This is a genomic window from Streptomyces sp. NPDC049813, assembly GCF_044465085.1.
Taxonomy (GTDB): domain Bacteria; phylum Actinomycetota; class Actinomycetes; order Streptomycetales; family Streptomycetaceae; genus Streptomyces.
The window spans coordinates 380,246-399,894 of record NZ_JBITLI010000004.1 but is presented as its reverse complement, the minus strand read 5'-3'; the positions used below and the strand labels follow the sequence as shown (position 1 = coordinate 399,894).

General features: G+C 71.9%; 19 protein-coding genes. 14 read left to right on the top strand and 5 right to left on the bottom strand.

Annotated features, from left to right (window positions below):
• Window positions 1-160 precede the first annotated feature (160 nt).
• The 9 genes from ACIBW6_RS12230 to ACIBW6_RS12190 all read left to right on the top strand — a co-directional run bounded on the left by ACIBW6_RS12230 (window position 161) and on the right by ACIBW6_RS12190 (window position 10,738).
• Window positions 161-1,429: an amidohydrolase gene (locus tag ACIBW6_RS12230; protein WP_399059160.1), complete on the top strand. Its 1,269-nt coding sequence runs from the start codon at window positions 161-163 to the stop codon at window positions 1,427-1,429.
• 307 nt (window positions 1,430-1,736) lie between these two features.
• Complete coding sequence (locus tag ACIBW6_RS12225) at window positions 1,737-2,798, top strand: BMP family protein (protein ID WP_399059159.1); 1,062 nt, start codon at window positions 1,737-1,739, stop codon at window positions 2,796-2,798.
• Window positions 2,799-3,012: 214 nt separating this feature from the next.
• On the top strand, window positions 3,013-4,068 hold the full coding sequence (locus tag ACIBW6_RS12220) for a BMP family protein (protein ID WP_399059158.1): 1,056 nt from the start codon (window positions 3,013-3,015) through the stop codon (window positions 4,066-4,068).
• A 118-nt stretch (window positions 4,069-4,186) separates the two neighbouring features.
• A complete protein-coding gene (locus ACIBW6_RS12215; protein ID WP_399059157.1) occupies window positions 4,187-5,872 on the top strand; it encodes an ABC transporter ATP-binding protein in 1,686 nt (561 codons plus the stop codon).
• Window positions 5,873-5,877: 5 nt separating this feature from the next.
• Window positions 5,878-7,002 (top strand): ABC transporter permease, encoded by a 1,125-nt coding sequence (locus ACIBW6_RS12210; protein WP_399059294.1) that lies wholly within the window; start codon window positions 5,878-5,880, stop codon window positions 7,000-7,002.
• Window positions 7,002-8,270, top strand: a complete 1,269-nt coding sequence (locus ACIBW6_RS12205) for an ABC transporter permease (RefSeq protein WP_399059156.1) — start codon at window positions 7,002-7,004, stop codon at window positions 8,268-8,270. Before ACIBW6_RS12210 ends, ACIBW6_RS12205 begins: the two co-directional genes overlap by 1 nt.
• The gene (locus ACIBW6_RS12200; protein WP_399059155.1) at window positions 8,267-8,656 is read left to right on the top strand and encodes a cytidine deaminase; all 390 of its coding nucleotides are present in this window, start codon (window positions 8,267-8,269) and stop codon (window positions 8,654-8,656) included. The genes ACIBW6_RS12205 and ACIBW6_RS12200 overlap by 4 nt, the downstream gene beginning before the upstream one ends.
• Window positions 8,657-8,764: 108 nt before the next feature.
• Window positions 8,765-10,042 (top strand): thymidine phosphorylase, encoded by a 1,278-nt coding sequence (locus tag ACIBW6_RS12195; RefSeq protein ID WP_399059154.1) that lies wholly within the window; start codon window positions 8,765-8,767, stop codon window positions 10,040-10,042.
• Window positions 10,043-10,147: 105 nt separating this feature from the next.
• On the top strand, window positions 10,148-10,738 hold the full coding sequence (locus ACIBW6_RS12190; RefSeq protein WP_399059153.1) for a Uma2 family endonuclease: 591 nt from the start codon (window positions 10,148-10,150) through the stop codon (window positions 10,736-10,738).
• 2 nt (window positions 10,739-10,740) lie between these two features.
• On the opposite strand, the gene ACIBW6_RS12185 is transcribed toward ACIBW6_RS12190, so the two are convergent.
• Window positions 10,741-11,667 carry an AEC family transporter gene (locus ACIBW6_RS12185; RefSeq protein WP_399059152.1) on the bottom strand — a complete coding sequence of 309 codons (927 nt, stop codon included), beginning with the start codon at window positions 11,665-11,667 and terminating at the stop codon, window positions 10,741-10,743.
• Window positions 11,668-11,791: 124 nt separating this feature from the next.
• On the opposite strand from ACIBW6_RS12185, the gene ACIBW6_RS12180 reads away from it, so the two are divergent.
• Entirely contained in the window at window positions 11,792-12,178 is a 387-nt protein-coding gene (locus ACIBW6_RS12180; RefSeq protein WP_399059151.1) for an STAS domain-containing protein, read from the top strand.
• On the opposite strand, the gene ACIBW6_RS12175 is transcribed toward ACIBW6_RS12180, so the two are convergent.
• Window positions 12,086-13,066 (bottom strand): sigma-70 family RNA polymerase sigma factor, encoded by a 981-nt coding sequence (locus ACIBW6_RS12175; protein WP_399059150.1) that lies wholly within the window; start codon window positions 13,064-13,066, stop codon window positions 12,086-12,088. The genes ACIBW6_RS12180 and ACIBW6_RS12175 overlap by 93 nt on opposite strands.
• A 148-nt stretch (window positions 13,067-13,214) precedes the next feature.
• On the bottom strand, window positions 13,215-14,531 hold the full coding sequence (locus ACIBW6_RS12170; protein ID WP_399059149.1) for an MFS transporter: 1,317 nt from the start codon (window positions 14,529-14,531) through the stop codon (window positions 13,215-13,217).
• Window positions 14,532-14,593: 62 nt separating this feature from the next.
• Between ACIBW6_RS12170 and ACIBW6_RS12165 the strand changes: the two genes are divergently transcribed.
• Window positions 14,594-15,577 carry a LysR family transcriptional regulator gene (locus ACIBW6_RS12165; RefSeq protein WP_399059148.1) on the top strand — a complete coding sequence of 328 codons (984 nt, stop codon included), beginning with the start codon at window positions 14,594-14,596 and terminating at the stop codon, window positions 15,575-15,577.
• Between the two features lie 54 nt (window positions 15,578-15,631).
• Complete coding sequence (locus ACIBW6_RS12160; RefSeq protein WP_399059147.1) at window positions 15,632-16,765, top strand: hypothetical protein; 1,134 nt, start codon at window positions 15,632-15,634, stop codon at window positions 16,763-16,765.
• Here ACIBW6_RS12160 and ACIBW6_RS12155 read toward each other — a convergent pair.
• Window positions 16,747-17,505: an alpha/beta hydrolase gene (locus ACIBW6_RS12155; protein WP_399059146.1), complete on the bottom strand. Its 759-nt coding sequence runs from the start codon at window positions 17,503-17,505 to the stop codon at window positions 16,747-16,749. The genes ACIBW6_RS12160 and ACIBW6_RS12155 overlap by 19 nt on opposite strands.
• A 124-nt stretch (window positions 17,506-17,629) precedes the next feature.
• Between ACIBW6_RS12155 and ACIBW6_RS12150 the strand changes: the two genes are divergently transcribed.
• On the top strand, window positions 17,630-18,763 hold the full coding sequence (locus ACIBW6_RS12150; protein ID WP_399059145.1) for an adenosine deaminase: 1,134 nt from the start codon (window positions 17,630-17,632) through the stop codon (window positions 18,761-18,763).
• Between the two features lie 210 nt (window positions 18,764-18,973).
• Complete coding sequence (locus ACIBW6_RS12145; RefSeq protein WP_399059144.1) at window positions 18,974-19,330, top strand: ATP-binding protein; 357 nt, start codon at window positions 18,974-18,976, stop codon at window positions 19,328-19,330.
• Between the two features lie 73 nt (window positions 19,331-19,403).
• On the opposite strand, the gene ACIBW6_RS12140 is transcribed toward ACIBW6_RS12145, so the two are convergent.
• On the bottom strand, window positions 19,404-19,604 hold the full coding sequence (locus tag ACIBW6_RS12140; RefSeq protein ID WP_399059143.1) for a PspC domain-containing protein: 201 nt from the start codon (window positions 19,602-19,604) through the stop codon (window positions 19,404-19,406).
• Between the last annotated feature and the right edge of the window lie 45 nt (window positions 19,605-19,649).

Below are 19,649 nucleotides of genomic sequence, written 5' to 3'. Positions count from 1 at the left end.
CGCGCGGTGGGCACGGGAGGAAACACGCGGAACGAAAGAGAGGTCATACCCGTGTCGAGAGATCGACATGCGCGCCAGGGCCGGATTTCTTACCCCAATCTGGCTGAACTTTTGTTGATCGAGGGTTAGTTGGTGCCCGTGGCGCCCTACCCTTCAAAGGGTGAACCAGTTGACGTCCCGAGAGTCCGAGGCCGGCCGGCCGGGGGAGACCGCCCCCGGCAGCGAGCTCGCAGGCGCCCTGCCGGAGGCACTCCGCGCCGAGCTCGTCGCCTTCCGCCGCGACCTGCACATGCACCCCGAGCTGGGCAACCAGGAGTTCCGGACCACCGCCGCGCTCAAGTCCCGGCTCGAACTGGCGGGGCTCCAGCCGCGCGTGTTCGGCATCGGCACCGGCCTGGTCTGCGACATCGGCACCGGCACCGAGACGGGGGAGTGGGAGGGCGGCCGGGGCATGCTCGCGCTGCGCGCCGACATCGACGCGCTGCCGATCCCGGACACCAAGCTCGGCTGCGCGTACCGGTCCACCGTCCCGGACCGCGCGCACGCCTGCGGCCACGACGTGCACACCACGGTGGTCCTCGGCGCGGGCCTGGTCCTCGCCGAGATGGACCGGCGCGGTGAACTCCCGCACCCGGTGCGGCTGATCTTCCAGCCCGCCGAGGAGGTGCTGCCCGGCGGCGCCGCCGACGTGATCGACTGCGGGGCTCTCGACGGCGTCCGCAAGATCATCGCCGTGCACTGCGACCCGAAGGTGGACGCCGGGAAGATCGGCCTGCGCTACGGAGCCATCACCTCCGCCTGCGACCGGCTCGACGTCACGCTGGACGGGCCCGGCGGCCACACCGCCCGCCCGCACCTCACCACCGACCTGGTCACCGCCGTGGCCAAGGTCGCCACCGAGGTCCCGGCCGTGGTCGCCCGCCGGGTCGACGCCCGCTCCGGGCTCGTCCTGACCTGGGGCCGCATCGAGTCGGGCCACACGTGCAACGTGATCCCGCAGCACGCGGAGCTCTCCGGCACCGTCCGCTGCCTGGACCTGGAGGCCTGGCGCGAGGCCCCGGACGTGGTGCACGGCGCGGTCCAGGAGATCGCCGACCTGTACCGCGCCAAGCCGGTCGTGAACTACGTGCGGGGGGTGCCGCCCGTGGTGAACGACCCGGCCGTCACCGAACTGCTCCGGGAGGCGATGACCGCCCGCCGCGGCGTCGACTCCGTCGAGGGCACCCTGCAGAGCCTCGGCGGCGAGGACTTCTCCTGGTACCTGGAGCACGTGCCCGGCGCGATGGCCCGTCTCGGCGTCAAGGCGCCCGAGGACCGCACCTCCCGCGACCTGCACCAGGGCGACTTCGACGTGGACGAGTCGGCGATCACGGTGGGAGTCGAACTCTTCACGGCGGCGGCCCTCCTGGACGCGGCCGCCCTCACCTGAAGCCGACCTCCCCTACCGGCGACGGCCCGTCCAAGCGATCCCGTTGAGCGAGCAGCGGGCCCTTTCAAGCCCCTGTGGCGATTGAGCAGCGGGGTCCGGGGCGGAGCCCCGCGACCTCCGCGCCGGGGGGGGGGGGGGGCGGCTGCCCTCTTTGGACCCGTACGTCACGCTGCTTCACCCGCCCGTAATCACCCCTGGCACAAAAGGATAACGGCGCAGCCGACGACCTTCCCCGCCCCTTCTACGCGCGTTACGCTCCGCCGAACTCAGCGCCCGGAGCGGCGTGTTGACGAAGGAGCACTCCATCATGCGTCGAACTCGCACGTCCCGCCTCACGCCCCTGGCCGTCGCCGTCACCGGCCTGGCCCTCGCCGCCACCGCCTGCGGCGGCACCAGCGCCGACAAGGCCGGCGACGAGGCGAAGGAGAAGAACCTCGGCCTCGCCATCTCCTACGACGTCGGCGGGCGCGGCGACCAGTCCTTCAACGACGCCGCGTACTCGGGCATGGTCAAGGCGGACGAGGAGTTCGGCTACAAGAGCGACGACCAGGAGCCGAGCGACGGCGAGAGCGACGCGGACAAGATCGCCCGCCTCGGCTCGCTGGCGAAGTCCGGCTACAACCCGGTCATCGGCGTCGGCTTCGCCTACGCGCCCGCCGTGAAGGCGGCCGCCGCGAAGTACCCGAAGACCACCTTCGGCATCATCGACGACTCCACCATCGAGGCGAAGAACGTGGCCGACCTCGTCTTCAGCGAGGAGCAGGGCTCGTACCTGGCGGGTGTCGCGGCCGCCAAGGCGACCAAGACGAACACGGTCGGCTTCGTGGGCGGCGTGGACGTGCCGCTGATCCACAAGTTCGAGGCCGGTTACGCGCAGGGCGTGAAGGACACCAACCCCAAGGTCAAGGTCGTCAGGCAGTACCTGACGGAGACGGCGGAGGAGGGCGGCTTCTCCAGCCCGGACAAGGGCAAGACGGCGGCCGAGGCGCAGATCGAGAAGGGCGCGGACGTGGTCTACCACGCGGCCGGCCTCTCCGGTCAGGGCGTCATCCAGGCCGCGGCCGCGAAGAAGGTCTGGGCGATCGGCGTCGACTCCGACCAGTACAAGCAGGCGCCGCTGGCGAAGTTCAAGGACTCCATCCTCACCTCCGCCACCAAGGACGTCGGGCGCGCCGTCTACGAGCTGGCCAAGTCGGTGCGGGACAAGAAGCCGCTGTCCGGCGTGGTCCGGTTCGACCTGAAGGCGGGCGGCGTCGGCATCACCGACACCAACCCGCGGTACCAGCAGATCGCCGGGCTCGCGGACGCCGTCGCGAAGGCGAAGCAGGACATCATCGACGGCAAGGTGACGGTGGCCACGAAGCCGTAGCCGGCGCCGCAGAGGCCACCGGGAGCGCCCCGGATCCCGTGCCGGATCCGGGGCGCGTCCGTATGTCCGTACAAGATCGCTTCCGGTCGCTTTCAGTACGGACGGATAACGGTCTGCCGGAGGGGGTTCAATGCGTGTTCTACGCGCGTTAATCTGCGGCGAAGCCAGCGCCGTCCGGACCGTCGTCGGTGCTTGTACACAAGGAGCTCATCCCATGCGCCGGGTTTCCCGAATAGCGCTCGCAGGCACTGCGACCGTTGCTCTCGCCGCTTCCCTGTCCGCCTGTGGCGGCACCTCCAGCGACGCCGCAAGCAAGGAGAACGGCGGCAAGTCCAAGGGCATCGCCATCGCGTACGACGTCGGCGGCCGGGGCGACCAGTCGTTCAACGACGCCGCGTACGAGGGCATGAAGAAGGCCGAGGACGAGTTCGGCTACAAGGGCGAGGACCAGGAGCCCACCGACGGCGAGACGGACGCGGACAAGACCGCGCGGCTCGTGTCGCTGGCCAAGTCGGGCTACAACCCGGTCGTCGGCATCGGCTTCGCCTACGCCCCCGCCGTGAAGGCCGCCGCCGCGAAGTACCCGAAGACCACCTTCGGTGTGGTGGACGACGCGCAGGTGCAGGCGAAGAACGTCGCGGACCTCGTCTTCAGCGAGCAGGAGGCCTCGTACCTGGCGGGTGTCGCGGCCGCCAAGGCGACCAAGACGAACACCGTGGGCTTCGTGGGCGGCGTGGACGTGCCGCTCATCCACAAGTTCGAGGCCGGCTACGTGCAGGGCGCGAAGGCGACCAACCCCAAGATCAAGGTCGTCACGCAGTACCTGAGCGAGACCGCCGAGGAGGGCGGCTTCTCCAGCCCGGACAAGGGCAAGACGGCCGCCGAGGCGCAGATCGAGAAGGGCGCGGACGTGGTCTACCACGCGGCCGGCCTCTCCGGTCAGGGCGTGATCGAGGCCGCCGCCGCGAAGAAGGTCTGGGCGATCGGTGTCGACTCCGACCAGTACAGCCAGAAGCCGCTGGCGAAGTTCAAGGACTCCATCCTCACCTCGGCCACGAAGAACGTGGCGTCGGCCGTGTACAACCTGGCCAAGTCGGTTCAGGATGGCAAGCCCGAGACCGGCGTCATCACCGGCGACCTGAAGTCGGGCGAGGTCGGCCTCGCCGACTCGAACCCGGAGTTCTCCGGTAACGATGCGATGCAGAAGGCGCTGAAGGCTGCCGAGACCGGCATCACCAGCGGCAAGATCAAGGTCAAGAGCAAGCCGTAACGAGCCTGTGTGCTCCGGGACATGAGTGGGGAGCGGGGTGCGGGGAGTCCTGGGTACGGGACGCCGCCGCACCCCGTTCGCGGCGGGGCCAGTCTCCGCGTCGGGCGGGCCGCACCACATGCGGTTCGCCCGAATTGACCGGCTCGCGTCCACTTCGTACTGCCGAAGGGGCTCTACGCGTGTAGAAGGCCCCCGTCTCCCAGGAGAGTGCGCCATCAACGCGTCCAGCAGCCCGCCGGCCGTCGAACTGACCGGCATCACCAAACGCTTCCCCGGCGTCGTCGCCAACCACGACATCCACCTCACCGTCCGCAAGGGCACCGTGCACGCCCTCGTCGGCGAGAACGGCGCGGGCAAGTCCACGCTGATGAAGATCCTCTACGGCATGCAGAAGCCGGACGAGGGCACCATCGCGATCGACGGCGAGAGCGTCTCGTACTCCTCGCCCGCCGACGCCATCGCGCGCGGCATCGGCATGGTCCACCAGCACTTCATGCTCGCCGACAACCTCACGGTCCTGGAGAACGTGGCGCTGGGCAGCGAGAAGCTGTACGGGATCGGCGCCCGGGCCCGCCGCAAGATCCTGGAGATATCCGAGCGGTACCACCTGAACGTGCGCCCCGACGTCCTCGTCGAGGACCTCGGCGTCGCCGACCGCCAGCGCGTGGAGATCCTCAAGGTCCTCTACCGCGGCGCCACCACCCTGATCCTCGACGAGCCGACCGCCGTGCTCGTCCCGCAGGAGGTCGACGCGCTCTTCGACAACCTGCGCGAGCTCAAGGCCGAGGGCCTGTCGGTCATCTTCATCTCGCACAAGCTCGGCGAGGTCCTCTCCGTGGCCGACGAGATCACCGTCATCCGGCGCGGCACCACGGTCGGCACCGCCGTCCCCGCCGAGACGACGCCGCGCCAGCTCGCCGAGCTGATGGTCGGCTCCGAACTGCCCACGCCCGAGACCGCCGAGTCGACCGTCACCGACCGGCCGGTGCTCACCGTCACGAACCTGCGGCTCGACGCCGAGGGCGGCCGGCCCCTGCTGGACGACATCTCCTTCACCATCCACGCCGGCGAGGTCCTGGGCCTCGCGGGCGTCGAGGGCAACGGCCAGACCGAGCTGATCGACGCGCTCATCGGCCTCGCGGGCGCCGACTCCGGCACCATCGAGCTGGCGGGCGAGGAGATCACCTCCTGGGCCACCCGCAAGCGCCGCGAGCAGGGCATCGGCTACATCCCCGAGGACCGCCACCGGCACGGCCTGCTCCTGGACTCCCCGCTGTGGGAGAACCGCATCCTCGGCCACGTCACCGAGAAGCCGAACGCGCGCGGCGTCCTGCTCGACCTCAAGGCGGCGCAGGCGGACACCCGCCGCATCGTCGAGGAGTACGACGTCCGCACCCCCGGCATCGACGTCACCGCGGCCTCCCTGTCCGGCGGCAACCAGCAGAAGCTGATCGTCGGCCGCGAGATGAGCCACCAGCCCCGCTTCCTGATCGCCGCGCACCCGACGCGCGGCGTGGACGTCGGCGCGCAGGCGCAGATCTGGGACCAGATCCGCGAGGCCCGCCGCGAGGGGCTCGCGGTGCTGCTGATCTCCGCCGACCTGGACGAGCTGATCGGCCTCTCCGACACCCTCCGTGTGATCTACCGCGGGCGGTTCGTCGCCGACGCCGACCCGGCCACCATCACCCCGGAGGAGCTGGGTTCGGCGATGACGGGCGCGGCCTCCGGCCACCTGGAACACGTAGAAGAAGCAGCAGCGGCAGCGGATGCGGCAGCGGCGCGGCAGTCGAAGGACGAGTCCTGATGGCCATGAAGAACAAGTTCGACAAGGAGCGGCTGCTCCTCGGCGTCTCGGGGCCGGTCATCGCCCTGCTGACCGCCGTCGTGCTGACCTCGGTGGTGCTGCTCGCCTCCGGCAAGTCCCCGATCGAGCCGTACAGCATCATGTTCGAGCAGGCGACGTTCTCGGACGTGCAGGTCCTGATCATCAACCAGGCCGGCATGTACTACCTCGCCGCGCTCGCGGTCGCCATCGGCTTCCGCATGAACCTCTTCAACATCGGGGTGGACGGCCAGTACCGGCTCGCCGCCGTCGTCGCCGCGATCGTCGGCGCGAAGGTGGCGCTGCCGGGCTTCGCGCAGATCCCGCTGCTGATCGTCGTCGCCATGCTGACCGGCGCCATGTGGGCCGGGATCGCGGGCATCCTGAAGGTGACGCGCGGCGTCAGCGAGGTCGTCGCCACGATCATGCTGAACTCGATCGCCTCCAGCGTGATCGGCTACCTGTACCTGCCCGACGTCTTCGGCGTGCAGGTCGGCAACAACAAGACGACCGGCATCATGCACGAGTCCGGCTGGTTCCCCGGCATCAGCATGGGCGAGGGCGTCGGCGAGATCTACGGCTTCGTCGTCATCGCCGCGCTGCTCGGCGTCGCGTACTGGTTCGTCCTCAACCGCACCCGCTTCGGCTTCGACCTGCGCGCCACCGGCGCCTCGGAGTCGGCCGCCGCCGCCTCGGGCGTCGACGCCAAGCGCATGGTGCTCACCGCGATGCTCGTCTCGGGCGCGCTCGCCGGCCTCGCCGGTCTGCCGCTGCTCCTCGGCGACACGCACACGTACTCGCTCACCTTCCCGACCACGATCGGCTTCCAGGGCATCACCATCGCCCTGCTGGGCCGCAACTCGCCGGTCGGCATCGCCTTCGCCGCGCTCCTCATCTCCTGGCTGGAGAAGGCCTCGCAGGAACTCGACCTGCGCGGCTACGACAAGGAGATCGCGGTGATCATGCAGGGCATCATCACCATCGCCGTCGTCGTCTCCTACGAGGCCGTACGGGTCTGGGGCCAGCGCCGCCAGCAGCGCCGGGTCGGCATCGAACTCGCCGCGGCCGCGGGAGAGAACACCAGCGAACTCAAGAAGGAGGTCGCTGCCTGATGAGCACGGCTACGGTCCTCGACAAGAAGCCCGCGTCGCCGCCCGCCCCGGGCGGCCGCCGCAAGCTGTCCCTGCCCGTCCTGATGATCGTCGTCGCGGGCGTCCTCGCCCTCACTTCGATCGTCCGGCTGATCACCGACGCGGACGGCATCACGAACGTCAGCCAGATGGCGACGGCCCTCCAGCTCGCCGTGCCCATCGGCCTCGCGGGCCTCGGCGGCCTGTGGGCCGAGCGTGCGGGCGTGGTCAACATCGGCCTCGAAGGCATGCTGATCCTCGGCACCTGGTTCGGCGCCTGGGCCGGCTACCAGTGGGGCCCCTGGGTCGGCGTGCTCGCCGGCATCATCGGCGGCGCGCTCGGCGGCCTGCTGCACGCGGCCGTCACGGTCACCTTCAACGTCAACCACATCGTCTCCGGTGTGGCCATCAACATCCTCGCGCTCGGCGCCACCCGCTACCTCTCCAACTTCACGTTCGAGGGCGTCGAGGGCGGCACGACCAAGCAGTCCCCGCCGGTCGAGTCGCTCGGCACGATCACGGTCCCGGGCCTGTCGGACTGGCTGACGACGCTGAACGAGAAGCACTGGTTCTTCGTCTCCGACCTCGCCGGGCTCCTCGGCGGCCTGGTCACCGGCCTGTCGCCGCTGACGATCGTCGCGGTCGCGCTGATCCCGTTCACCTGGTGGGCGCTGTGGCGCACGGCGTTCGGCCTGCGGCTCCGCTCCTGCGGCGAGAACCCGGTCGCGGCCGAGTCGCTCGGCGTGAACGTGATCAAGTACAAGTACCTGGCCGTCATCATCTCCGGCGGCCTCGCCGGACTCGGCGGCGCCTTCCTGTCCATCGTCGCCAACCCCTTCTACCTGGAGGGCCAGACGGCCGGCAAGGGATACATCGGCCTCGCCGCGATGATCTTCGGCAACTGGATGCCGGGCGGACTCGCCCTGGGCGCGGGCCTGTTCGGTTACACCGACAGCCTCAAGCTGCGCGGCGGCACGGAGAACGTGCACGCGCTGCTCCTGCTGGTCGCGCTGCTCCTGGTGATCGGCGCGGTCTGGATGCTGGTCAAGAAGAAGTACGTCGCCGGTGTGGTCTGCGCCGTCGCCGCCGCCGGCATGGCAGCGTGGTACGCCACCACCGACGACGTGCCGACCCAGCTCGTCACCGCCACGCCGTACGTCGTCACGCTGCTGGTGTTGTCCTTCTCGGCCCAGCGGCTGCGGATGCCGAAGGCGGACGGCCAGCCCTACCGGAAGGGCCAGGGCACGTGACCGACTGGGAGAAGCTCAGGGAGGCGGCCCGCGACGTCATGTCCCGGGCGTACGCGCCGTACTCGGGCTACCCGGTCGGCGCCGCCGCCCTCGTCGACGACGGCCGCACGGTCGCCGGCTGCAACGTCGAGAACGCCTCGTACGGCCTCGGCCTGTGCGCCGAGTGCGGCCTCGTCTCCCAGCTCCAGGCCACCGGCGGCGGCCGGCTGACGCACTTCACCTGCGTCGACGGCAAGGGCGAGATCCTGATGCCGTGCGGCCGCTGCCGCCAGCTGCTGTACGAGTTCGGCGGCCCCGAGCTGCTCCTGGAGACCGCCTCGGGCATCCGCCCGCTGGCGGAGCTGCTCCCGGACGCCTTCGGCCCCGAGCACCTGGAACACCTCTAACCACCGGATGGCCCCGCCGAGTTGGCGGGGCCGTCTTCATCGGCTGTTTCTATGCGCGTAGAGTCGGCCTCTCGTACTTTTGTGGGTCCGCCACCGGGAGGAAGTGCCATGGACGTCATCTCCGTCGTCCGTACGAAGCGGGACCGCGGGCGGCTCAGCGACGCGCAGATCGACTGGGTCGTCGACGCCTACACCCGCGGCGAGGTCGCCGACGAGCAGATGTCGGCCCTGGCCATGGCGATCTTCCTGAACGGCATGGACCGCGCGGAGATCGCCCGCTGGACGGCGGCGATGATCGACTCGGGCGAGCGGATGGACTTCTCGGTCCTGCCGCGCCCCGCCGCCGACAAGCACTCCACCGGTGGCGTCGGCGACAAGATCACCCTGCCGCTCGCGCCGCTGGTCGCCGCGTGCGGCGCGGCCGTGCCGCAGCTCTCGGGCCGGGGCCTCGGCCACACCGGCGGCACCCTCGACAAGCTGGAGTCGGTCCCCGGCTGGCGCGCGGACATCTCCAACGAGGAGATGATGCGCACCCTGGAGGACGTCGGCGCCGTCATCTGTGCGCCGGGCAGCGGCCTGGCCCCCGCCGACAAGAAGCTCTACGCGCTGCGCGACGTCACCGCCACCGTCGAGTGCATCCCGCTCATCGCCTCCTCGATCATGTCGAAGAAGATCGCGGAAGGGACGGGCTCGCTGGTCCTGGACGTGAAGGTGGGCACCGGCGCGTTCATGAAGGAGCCGGCGCAGGCCCGCGAGCTGGCCCGCACGATGGTCGGCCTCGGCGCCGACCACGGGCTGCCGACCGTCGCCCTGCTGACCGACATGAGCACCCCGCTCGGCCTGACCGCGGGCAACGCCCTCGAAGTCCGCGAGTCCGTCGAGGTGCTGGCGGGCGGCGGTCCGGCCGACGTCGTCGAACTCACCCTCGCGCTCGCCCGCGAGATGCTCGACGCGGCGGGCCTCAAGGACGCCGACCCGGCCAAGGCCCTCGCCGACGGCTCGGCGATGGACGCCTGGCGGCGGATGATCGCGGCGCAGGGCGGCGACCCGGACGCGGCGCTGCCCACGGCCCGCGAGACCCACGTCGTCACGGCGCCCTCCTCGGGCGTCCTCACCCGCCTCGACGCGATGGGCGTCGGCCTCGCCGCGTGGCGCCTCGGCGCGGGCCGCTCCCGCAAGGAGGACCCGGTCCAGGCGGCGGCCGGCGTCGAACTCCACGCCAAGCCCGGCGACACGGTCACCGCGGGACAGCCCCTGCTGACCCTGCACACGGACACGCCCGAGCGGTTCGCGTACGCGCTGGAGTCGGTGGAGGGCGCGTACGACATCGCGCCCGCGGGGACGGCGTTCTCGGCGGGCCCGATCGTGCTGGAACGCATCGGCTGACCCGGCCTGACCTGGGGGTTCCTCGTACGGGTGAACGGGATCGGTGGACCTGCACCGGTCCCGTTCGGCATGCTGGTATCGGTGACGACCGATTGGAGCACCGCCATGAGCGCACTCGCCGTCGAGCCAGAGCCCGCCAAGGGGTCCGGCTGGGACGAGATCGTCCGTATCTGGGAGGAGACGGACGCTCCCGAGGGCTGCAGGGTGGAGATCATCGAGGGGATCGTCACCTTGGCACCGCCGCCTTCCGAAGAGCACAACGATGCTGCTGAGCTGGTTCAGCGCCTTCTCTACGGGGTCGTTCCGGAGAAGTACGGGATCTATCAGACTCTGGGCCTGGTCGTCGCCGACGCCGCGGGTCTCTACATCCCCGACCTCTGCATCGTCCCGCGAGCTGCGCTGCGTGAACGCCGACGGGTCCAGGCCGCCGAGGCCGAGCTCGTCGTCGAGATCACCTCAAAGGGCAACGCCAACCACGACAGGGTCAAGAAGGCCCACGGTTACGCGAAGGCGGGCGTTCCGCTGTACCTGCTGCTCGACCCGTGGCTCTCGGGCAGGCCCACGGCGACCCTCTACGGCGATCCCGCCCATGGAACCTACCGTGTCCTCGACTCGGTGGAGTACGGCGAAGTGCTGGCCCTCCCGGCCCCCTTCGACATCACCCTCGACACGAAGGTGCTGCCCCTCAACGACTGAGGTCACCCCAACAATGCCGCCACCACCACAAGCACCGGCACCGATGCGACCGTCGACAGCAGGATCGACTCCCGCGCCAGGCGCTCGCCCACCCGGTACCGGCTCGCGTACGTGAAGAGGTTCTGGGCCGCCGGGAGCGCCGACGTCACCACGACGTCCAGGAGCCGCTCCCCGCGCAGGCCGAAGACGAGCGAGGCCAGCGCCCACGCCGCCACCGGCTGCCCCACCGCCTTCAGCGCGCTCGACAGCAGCACCGGGACCCGCTCCGCGCCCCGCCCGCCCGGCCAGGAACTCCCGCACAGCGAGATGCCGAACGCGATGAGGATCGCCGGGACCGACATGTTCCCGATCAGTTCCAGCGGGTCGAGGACGGGGGAGGGGACCGTGCGGCCCGTCGCGGAGACCAGGACGCCGGAGAGCGCGCCGATCGCGATCGGGTTGCGGAAGGGGGTCAGCAGCCGCTGCGCCCACGTCTGCCGAGTCGTGTCCGCCTGCGCCAGATCCAGCACCGTCAGGGCCACCGGCGTCACCACGATCTGCTGGAAGAGCAGCACCGGCGCCACGAGCGAGGCGTCCCCGAGGACGTACACCGCGATCGGGATGCCCAGATTCCCCGCGTTCACGTACGACGAGCAGAGCGCGCCCACCGTGGTGCGGCCGACGCCCCAGCCGCGCACGGCCCCCGCCGCGATGAAGATCCCCGCCATGGCCGCCGTGGACAGGGCCGTGACCAGCAGGCTCGGCGAGAGGATCAGCGACAGGTCCGCCTTGGACAGCATCGTGAAGAGGAGGGCCGGGGTGGCCACGTGGAAGGCCAGCTTGGTGAGGACCTCCCGGCCGCCCTCGCCCAGGTGGCCGCGCCGCCCGATGAGATAGCCGACCCCGATGACGAGGGCGATGACAGCGAACCCGTTGAGAACCCCTTGCACCCGCCCACCCTCGGGCGTGCGGCGACCAGGGGTCAACGGTGATCCACTGCAACGTGACCCAGCCCACGCCGGTACCCGGCACCGGCCGCCGATGAGTTCTGGCGCGGCGCGCGGTCCCCTCTAGGTGGCTGCCTCCTCCTACCCCGCGCTCGTGGTGGTCGCCGGGCCGATCCGCCCCGGCGACACACCTCAGCTCTGCGACCGCGTCCGCGCCGCCCGACAGCGCGCCCCGGACGGCGATGCGACCGTGGTCTGCGACGTCTCCGGGGTGACCAGCACCGACCTCGTCACCGTCGACGCGCTCGCCCGCATGGGGCTCGCCGCCCGCCGGGCCGGGGGGCGGCTGCGGCTGCGCGATCCCTCCCCGGAGCTGGCCCGGCTGCTCGCGCTCACCGGGCTCGCCGAACCGCTCGGCTGCTCAGGCGGGCAGCCGCTCCGGGACCCCGAAGAGCGGGAACCACCGCTTGGAGAGGTCCAGGAAGCAGTGGAAACCGGCGATCCGGCCCGCTGAGATCTCCAGTACCTGGATCGCCCACGGCACGAATCCACCGCTGTCCGGGTCCGGCTTGTAGTGGGCGAACGCCGGTGTCCCGTTCGCCGAGACCGGCAGCAGGCGCGAGCCCGCGCAGTCGTGCCCGATCGTCGTCATGAAGCCCGTGATGTCGTCGGTGCCACGCAGCCACAGGTCGAACGGCGGCATCGTCATGATGGCGTCCTCGGCGAGCAGCTCGGTCAGCGCCTTCATGTCGTACCCCTCGAACGCCGCCACATAGCGCTCCAGGAGCTTCTGCTGCTCCTCGTCGAGCGGGTCGGCCGTCGCCGAGTCGGCGGGCGGCGCGTCCGCGAGGGTCGCCCGGGCCCGCTGCAAGGCGCTGTTGACCGAGGCGACCGAGGTGTCGAGCAGCTCGGCGACCTCGCTCGCCTTCCAGGCGAGGACCTCGCGCAGGATCAGCACCGCCCGCTGCTTGGCGGGCAGCTGCTGGAGGGCCGCGACGAACGCCAGGCGCACCGACTCGCGCGCCACCGCCGCCTCCGCCGGGTCGTGGACCGTCGGCAGGACACGGGCGTCGGGCATCGGCTCCAGCCACACATTGTCCGGGCGCGGCGTCAGCGCGGCCTGCGCGAGCGGGGCCGACGCGGTCAGGTCCATCGGGCGGGCCCGCCTGTTCCCCGCGTTCAGCGAGTCCAGGCACACGTTCGTCGCGATGCGGTACAGCCAGGAGCGCAGCGAGGAGCGGCCCTCGAACTTGTCGAAGCTGCGCCAGGCCCGCACCATCGTGTCCTGCACGGCGTCCTCGGCCTCGAACGCCGAACCCAGCATCCGGTAGCAGTACCCGGTCAGCTCGACCCGGTGCTTCTCCAGGTCGTCGAGACCGGCCTTCGTCGCGGTGTCACTCATCGTCCAACGCCCCCATCGCCGCTGTGAGTCCCAGCACTCCGCAAGCTACCGCAGCCCACTGACAACGGCCCCCGGACCGGCGAAAGGCGCAGGTCACAGGGGCCGTATCGAGACGTCGACGAGCGCCGGGACGCCCGGCCGGGGCGGTTCAGTGCGCGGCGACCGCCTCCGCCGCGCCCGCGCTCCGCCGCCGCGTCCGGGCCGCGTACGTGCCCCACAGGGTGATCGCGACGACACCGAGGACGGCCGCGACGCCCAGCCCCACGGTGCCCGCCCAGCCGCCGGCGTGGAAGGCGACGGCGCCGACGGCCGAGCCGACGCTGGAGCCGATGTAGTACGCGGACTGGTAGAGCGCGGAGGCCTGCGCCCGGCCGTGCGTCGCCGTGTGGCTGACGGACGACGACGCCGTCGCGTGCCCGGCGAAGAAGCCCGCCGTGATCAGGACGAGGCCGAGGAGGATGACGAGGAGGTGCGGCACGAGGGCGAGCAGCAGGCCCGCCGTCGTGGTGCCCGCGGCCAGGTAGAGCGTGCCGCGCCGGCCGAGCCGCGCGACCAGCTTGCCGGCCGCCGCCGACGAGACCGTGCCGACCAGGTACACCAGGAAGATCGAGCCGACGATGCCCTGCGGCAGCGAGAACGGGGCGGCGGTGAGCCGGTAGCCGATCACCGTGTACACCGCGCCGAACACCAGCATGAACAGTGCGCCGATCACGTACAGGCGGCGCAGCAGCGGGTTGGCGAGGTGGCTGCCCACCGTCCTGGCCAGGGCGCGCGGCCGCAGCGAGCCCGGCGTGAAGTGGCGCGGTGCCGGCAGCAGCAGCCGGAACGCGGCGGCGCAGACCACGGCGATCACGCCGATGGTGCCGACGGCCGCCCGCCAGCCCCACTCCTGCGCGATCCAGCCGCCGATGACCCGGCCGCTCATGCCGCCGATGGAGTTCCCCGCGACGAACAGACCGATCGCCGTGACCAGCGCCTTCGGCCGTACCTCCTCGGCGAGGTAGGCCATCGCGGAGGCGGGCAGGCCGGCCAGCGCGGCGCCCTGGAGCACGCGCAGGCCGATCAGTACGCCGAGGTTCGGCGCGAAGGGGACCAGCAGACCGACGGCGACGGCCACCGTCAGGGACGCCGTCATCAGGGTGCGCCGCCCGAACCGCTCGGACAGGGCGCTCAGCGGCAGCACGCACAGCGCCAGCGCGCCGGTCGCCCCGGACACCGTCCAGCTCGCCGCGCTGGCGCTCGCGCCGAAGCCGGCCGAGACGAGCGGGAGCAGCGCCTGCGTCGAGTAGAGCAGCGCGAAGGTGGCGACACCGGCGAGGAAGAGGGCGAGGCTCATCCGGCGGTAGCCGGGCCCGCCCGGGCTCATGCGCGTGTCAGCGGCCTCGGCGGCGGCGGTGTCTTCGGGGGACCGGGGAGCGGCGACCGCGTCGCGGGAGGCGGCCGCCCGGCTACTGGCAGCAGGCATGCCCCGAACGTAGGCCTCCAGGATTCATGCGTCCAATGCATGAACGCCCCATAATCGTTCCCATGCAGCATCAGCAGAGCGCACGGCCGCCGTCGTCCCGCCCCGACGCTCTCCATGACCGGCCGGGTGACGAGATCGTCCGGCTGCTGGCCCCGCGGCTCGCCTACTTCGCCGGGGTCGCCCGCACCGAGCACGTGACCCGCGCCGCGCACGAGATGCAGGTCCCGCAGTCGACGCTGTCGCGCGCCATGGTCCGGCTCGAACAGGACCTGGGCGTCGACCTGTTCGCCCGCCACGGCCGGACCGTCTCCCTCACCCCCGCCGGCCGCACCTTCCTCGCCTCGGTCGAGCGCGCGCTCGGCGAGGTCGAGAAGGCCGCCGAGTCCGTGCGCGCCGACGCCGACCCCGAGTCCGGCAAGGTCGCCTTCGGCTTCCTGCACACCATGGGGACGGAGACGGTGCCGGGGCTGCTGCGCGCCTTCCGCGCCACCTACCCCCGCGTCCGCTTCAGCCTCGTCCAGAACTACGGCGAGGCGATGCTGGAGCGGCTGCGCGCGGGTGAACTCGACCTCTGTCTCACCTCGCCGGTGCCGGACGCCCCTGGCCTGGTCGCCCGCCGCCTCGACGAGCAGCGGCTGCGCCTGGTCGTGCCGGAGGACCACCGCCTCGCCGGGCGCAAGCGGATCCGGCTCGCGGAGACCGCCGACGAGTCCTTCGTGACGCTCGAACCCGGCTACGGGCTGCGCCGGATCACCGACGACCTGTGCGCGGAGGCCGGGTTCACGCCCCGGATCGCCTTCGAGGGGGAGGAGGCGGAGACGCTGCGCGGCCTCGTGGCGGCCGGGCTCGGCGTGGCCCTGCTGCCGCCACCGGCCGTCCCCCGCCCGGGCGTCGTCGAGCTGGCCGTCACGGGGCAGCGCGCGGTCCGCGAGATCGGCGTGGCCTGGCTGGAGGGCCATCCGGACACGCCGCCGGTGGCCGCGTTCAAGGCGTTCCTGCTGTCGCGGCGCGGACGGCTGCTGCCGGAACAGACGTCCGCCGGGTGAGCCGCTGACCGATACTGGGAGGCCAGGGTGGGACCGGGGGAGGGGGCGACGCACGTGGGGGACACGGAGAGCGGGGTCGGCGAGGGAGTGGGGAGGGTCGGGAGGGACGAGCGGCGCCTGCGGCGGCTCGGCCGGGCCGGGGCGGCCCTCGCCCTGATCGGCCTGGTGCTGTTCGCCCTGGTGCCACCGGCCGAGGCGGGCAACCGCGCGTACGCGGCGGCGCCGCTCTGTCCGGCCGGCACCCGCGCCGACGACTGCCGGGCCGTGCTCCCGGCGACCGTCGTGGGCAAGGACGCCGATCACCGCGGCAAGAGCACCGAGTACTACCTGTCCGTACGGGAGACCGGCGGGTTCACCGGCCGTGCGGGCCCCGAGCACCGGGTACATCTCCCCGACGACGAGCTCTACCACCGCGTACGGGTCGGCGGTCATGTCTCCGTCACGTACTGGAAGGACGAGATCCGGGCGGTGCGGGCGGACTCCGGGACCCAGCGGGCCGTGCTCTCGCCCGTGCACGACGGGCGGCTGCCCGCGGCGTTCGCCGTGGCGACGCTGGCGCTCGGGCTGGGACTGCTCCAGTTGCGCTGGTGGATGCGGCGCAGGCCCGTCCCCGACGGGGGGACCGCGCCCTGGGGACCCGTGGTCGGCCTCGTCGCGGCCGCTCTCGTGGCGAGCACCGTGCTGCCCGTGATGCTGTTCGCCGTCGACGACGTCGCGCAGGGACTGCGGTTCGCGGCCGGGGCCGTCGTCGTGGCCGTCCCGCTGTCCGTGCTGCTGGGCTGGTGGTCCACGCGCCGCGTCCGCCGGGGCGTGGCGCGGCTGGTGCCGGTCCCGCCCGACGGGCGGCGCGTGCTGATCGCCGTGGTCCACGGGGACGTGCCCTACAGCCGGCCCGGCTACGGCTACCTGGTGGTGGGGGACGGCCCGTTGACGGCCACCCCCGACCCGACCGGGCACGTGGCCCTCGCCCCGCTCCCGGCGACCCTGACGGTGCGGGGCGTGCGGGCGCCCGTCGCCGGGGACCCGCCGGTGACCCTCGGGGGCCGGGGCGAGTACACCGTGGTCATCGAGTGCGCCGACGGCGATCAGGAGGTACGCGTCCTCGCCGGGCACAGGCACGCGCCGCGCGTCCTCGGCGCCCTGCTCGCGGCGAGCGGAAGCCGGGCGGACTACCGGCCGAGCGTCTGACCGAACCCCGACGCCAGCGGCATCCGCAGCCCCAGCGGCGGCGGCGCCGCGAACGCGTCCTGGAGCGGCCGGGCGAACGGGTGCCCGAAGAGGGTGCCCCGCACGAAGTCGACGGCGAGCGCGGTGACTTCGGCGCGGTGCTGCGCGAGCCGGTGCCCGTCGGAGTGCACCTCGAAGCGGCACACGTCGCGGTTGGCCTTCTTCGCCCGCCCGGCGAGCCGGAACGACAACTCCGGGTCGGTGCGCCGGTCGTCGGTGCCGTGCACGATCAGCACCTGCCGCCCGGCGAGCTGTCTCACCGGTTCGGGGGGCAGGGCGACATCGTCCTCCGGCAGGCAAGGGGCGAGCGCCAGCACGGAGTTGACGGCCGGATGGCCGCCGGAGCGCAGCGCCGCCCGGCCGCCGAGGTCGACCCCGACGAGGCAGACCGGCACGTCGCCGTAGCGGCGCACCACCTCGTCCGCGGCCCACTCGGCGTCCTGTGCCGCCTCGGCCTGCGCCCCGTTCCAGCCGCGGTAGCGGTAGCGCACGACGTGCGTGACCAGGCCCTCCCCGCGTCCGGCGCGCGCGAGCCCGCGTGCGAGCGGCCGCACCGCCGCCGCCGTGAGCGGGGACGGTCTGCGGGTGGACGTCTCGTCGCCCCCGGGGAGCAGCAGCACCACGCCGCCGACCGCCCCGGGCACGGGCCCGACTCCCTTGCCGAGCCTGGCCGTACGGACCGGCGTCGCTTGCTGCTGCATGACAGAACAGTGTCAGAAGCCCCGATGTACGCCACCCGTCCGCAGGGTCACTGTTGCGTATCGGCGGATCACTTTCTCTTCACGAACAGGAGCTATCTACGCGCGTAGGAGTTAGAGTGCCGAGATGACGAGCCAGCCCATCGCGACCCCCCACGGCCCCCAGGTCCCGACCTCGGAGCAGATCCGCCGCGCCCCCAAGGTGCTCCTGCACGACCACCTCGACGGCGGCCTGCGCCCCGGCACCGTCGTCGACCTCGCGCGCGAGGCCGGGTACGGCGATCTGCCCGAGACCGACCCCGACAAGCTCGGCATCTGGTTCCGCGAGGCCGCCGACTCCGGCTCCCTGGAGCGGTACCTGGAGACCTTCGCCCACACCTGCGCCGTCATGCAGACGCGCGAGGCCCTCGTCCGGGTCGCCGCCGAGTGCGCCGAGGACCTCGCCGAGGACGGCGTCGTCTACGCCGAGATCCGCTACGCGCCCGAGCAGCACCTGGAGCGGGGCCTCAGCCTCGAAGAGGTCGTCGAGGCGGTCAACGAGGGCTTCCGCGAGGGCGAGCGCCGCGCCCGGGAGAACGGCCACCGCATCCGCGTCGGCGCCCTGCTCACCGCGATGCGGCACGCGGCCCGCGCCCTGGAGATCGCCGAACTCGCCAACCGCTACCGCGACCTCGGCGTCGTCGGGTTCGACATCGCGGGCGCCGAGGCCGGCTTCCCTCCCACCCGACACCTCGACGCGTTCGAGTACCTCAAGCGGGAGAACAACCACTTCACGATCCACGCCGGCGAGGCCTTCGGGCTGCCGTCGATCTGGCAAGCCCTGCAGTGGTGCGGCGCCGACCGGCTCGGGCACGGCGTGCGCATCATCGACGACATCCAGGTCGCCGACGACGGCACGGTCGAACTCGGCCGCCTCGCGAGCTACGTGCGGGACCGGCGCGTCCCGCTGGAGATGTGCCCCTCGTCGAACCTCCAGACCGGCGCGGCCACCTCCTACCGCGAGCACCCCATCGGCCTGCTGCGCAAGCTCCGCTTCCGGGTCACGGTCAACACCGACAACCGCCTCATGAGCGGCACGTCGATGAGCCGCGAGTTCGAGCACCTGGCGGAGGCGTTCGGCTACACGCTGACGGACTTCGAATGGTTCACCGTGAACGCGCTCAAGTCGGCGTTCATCCCGTTCGACGAGCGGCTCGCGATGATCAACGACGTCGTCAAGCCGGGCTACGCGGAACTGCGGGCGGAGTGGCTCTTCCATTAGAGGGTCGGGTCAACATGGGGTTGACGCCGAGCGGAGTCTCGGCGTCCTCTCTTCACCGCACCCGCCTCTCCCCTCTGACCTGGGGTTCCTTGCCCCGGGGCGGGGCAGGTCCGGGCGGGTGGAGCGAGGCCGGGCAGTAACTCCTGGCGGATCCGGCGTGTTTGCCGGGCACGCAAGCGCATCCCCCAGGAACAAGGAACAAAGGACCCCATGAAGCAGTCTGCTGCCAAGACCCTCGGTGTCGCCGCTCTCGGTGCCGCCTTCGCCGTCGCCGCCGCCGGTGCCGCGAACGCTGCTCCGGCCCTGCCCGACGCCGCCGGGGCCGTCAACGGCCTGACCTCGGGCCTTCCCCTCGAGCAGGTGACCGGCGCGCTGCCCGCGGGTGGCCCCCAGGCCCTGACCGGCGCGCAGAACGCCCTGGGCAACGGCCTGACCGCCGCGCAGCCCGTCGTCGAGAAGCTCACCGACGGCGGCGACCCGGTCAACGGGCTGCTCGGCGGCCTGCCCACCAACTCGCTGCCCACCAAGGGCCTGCCCGTCGGCGGCGGCCTGCCGGCCCTCGGCTGACCCGCGCACCGGCACGAACGAAGGGGCGCACCCGCGGATCGCGGGTGCGCCCCTTCGTGCCGTGGCACCGCGGTCACCAGGCCTGACGGGCCTTGTCCTCGCCGGGCAGCAGGACCCACAGCACCAGGTAGACCAGGAACTGCGGGCCGGGCAGCAGGCACGACACCAGGAAGATCACGCGCATCGTGGTCGCGGAGGTGCCGAAGCGCCGAGCCAGCGCTGCGCACACTCCGCCGATCATCCGTCCGTTGCTGGGGCGGGCCAGGGCGGTCATGGTGGGCTCCTTCGCGAACCGTCGTCCGAAGTACTTACGTCTTCG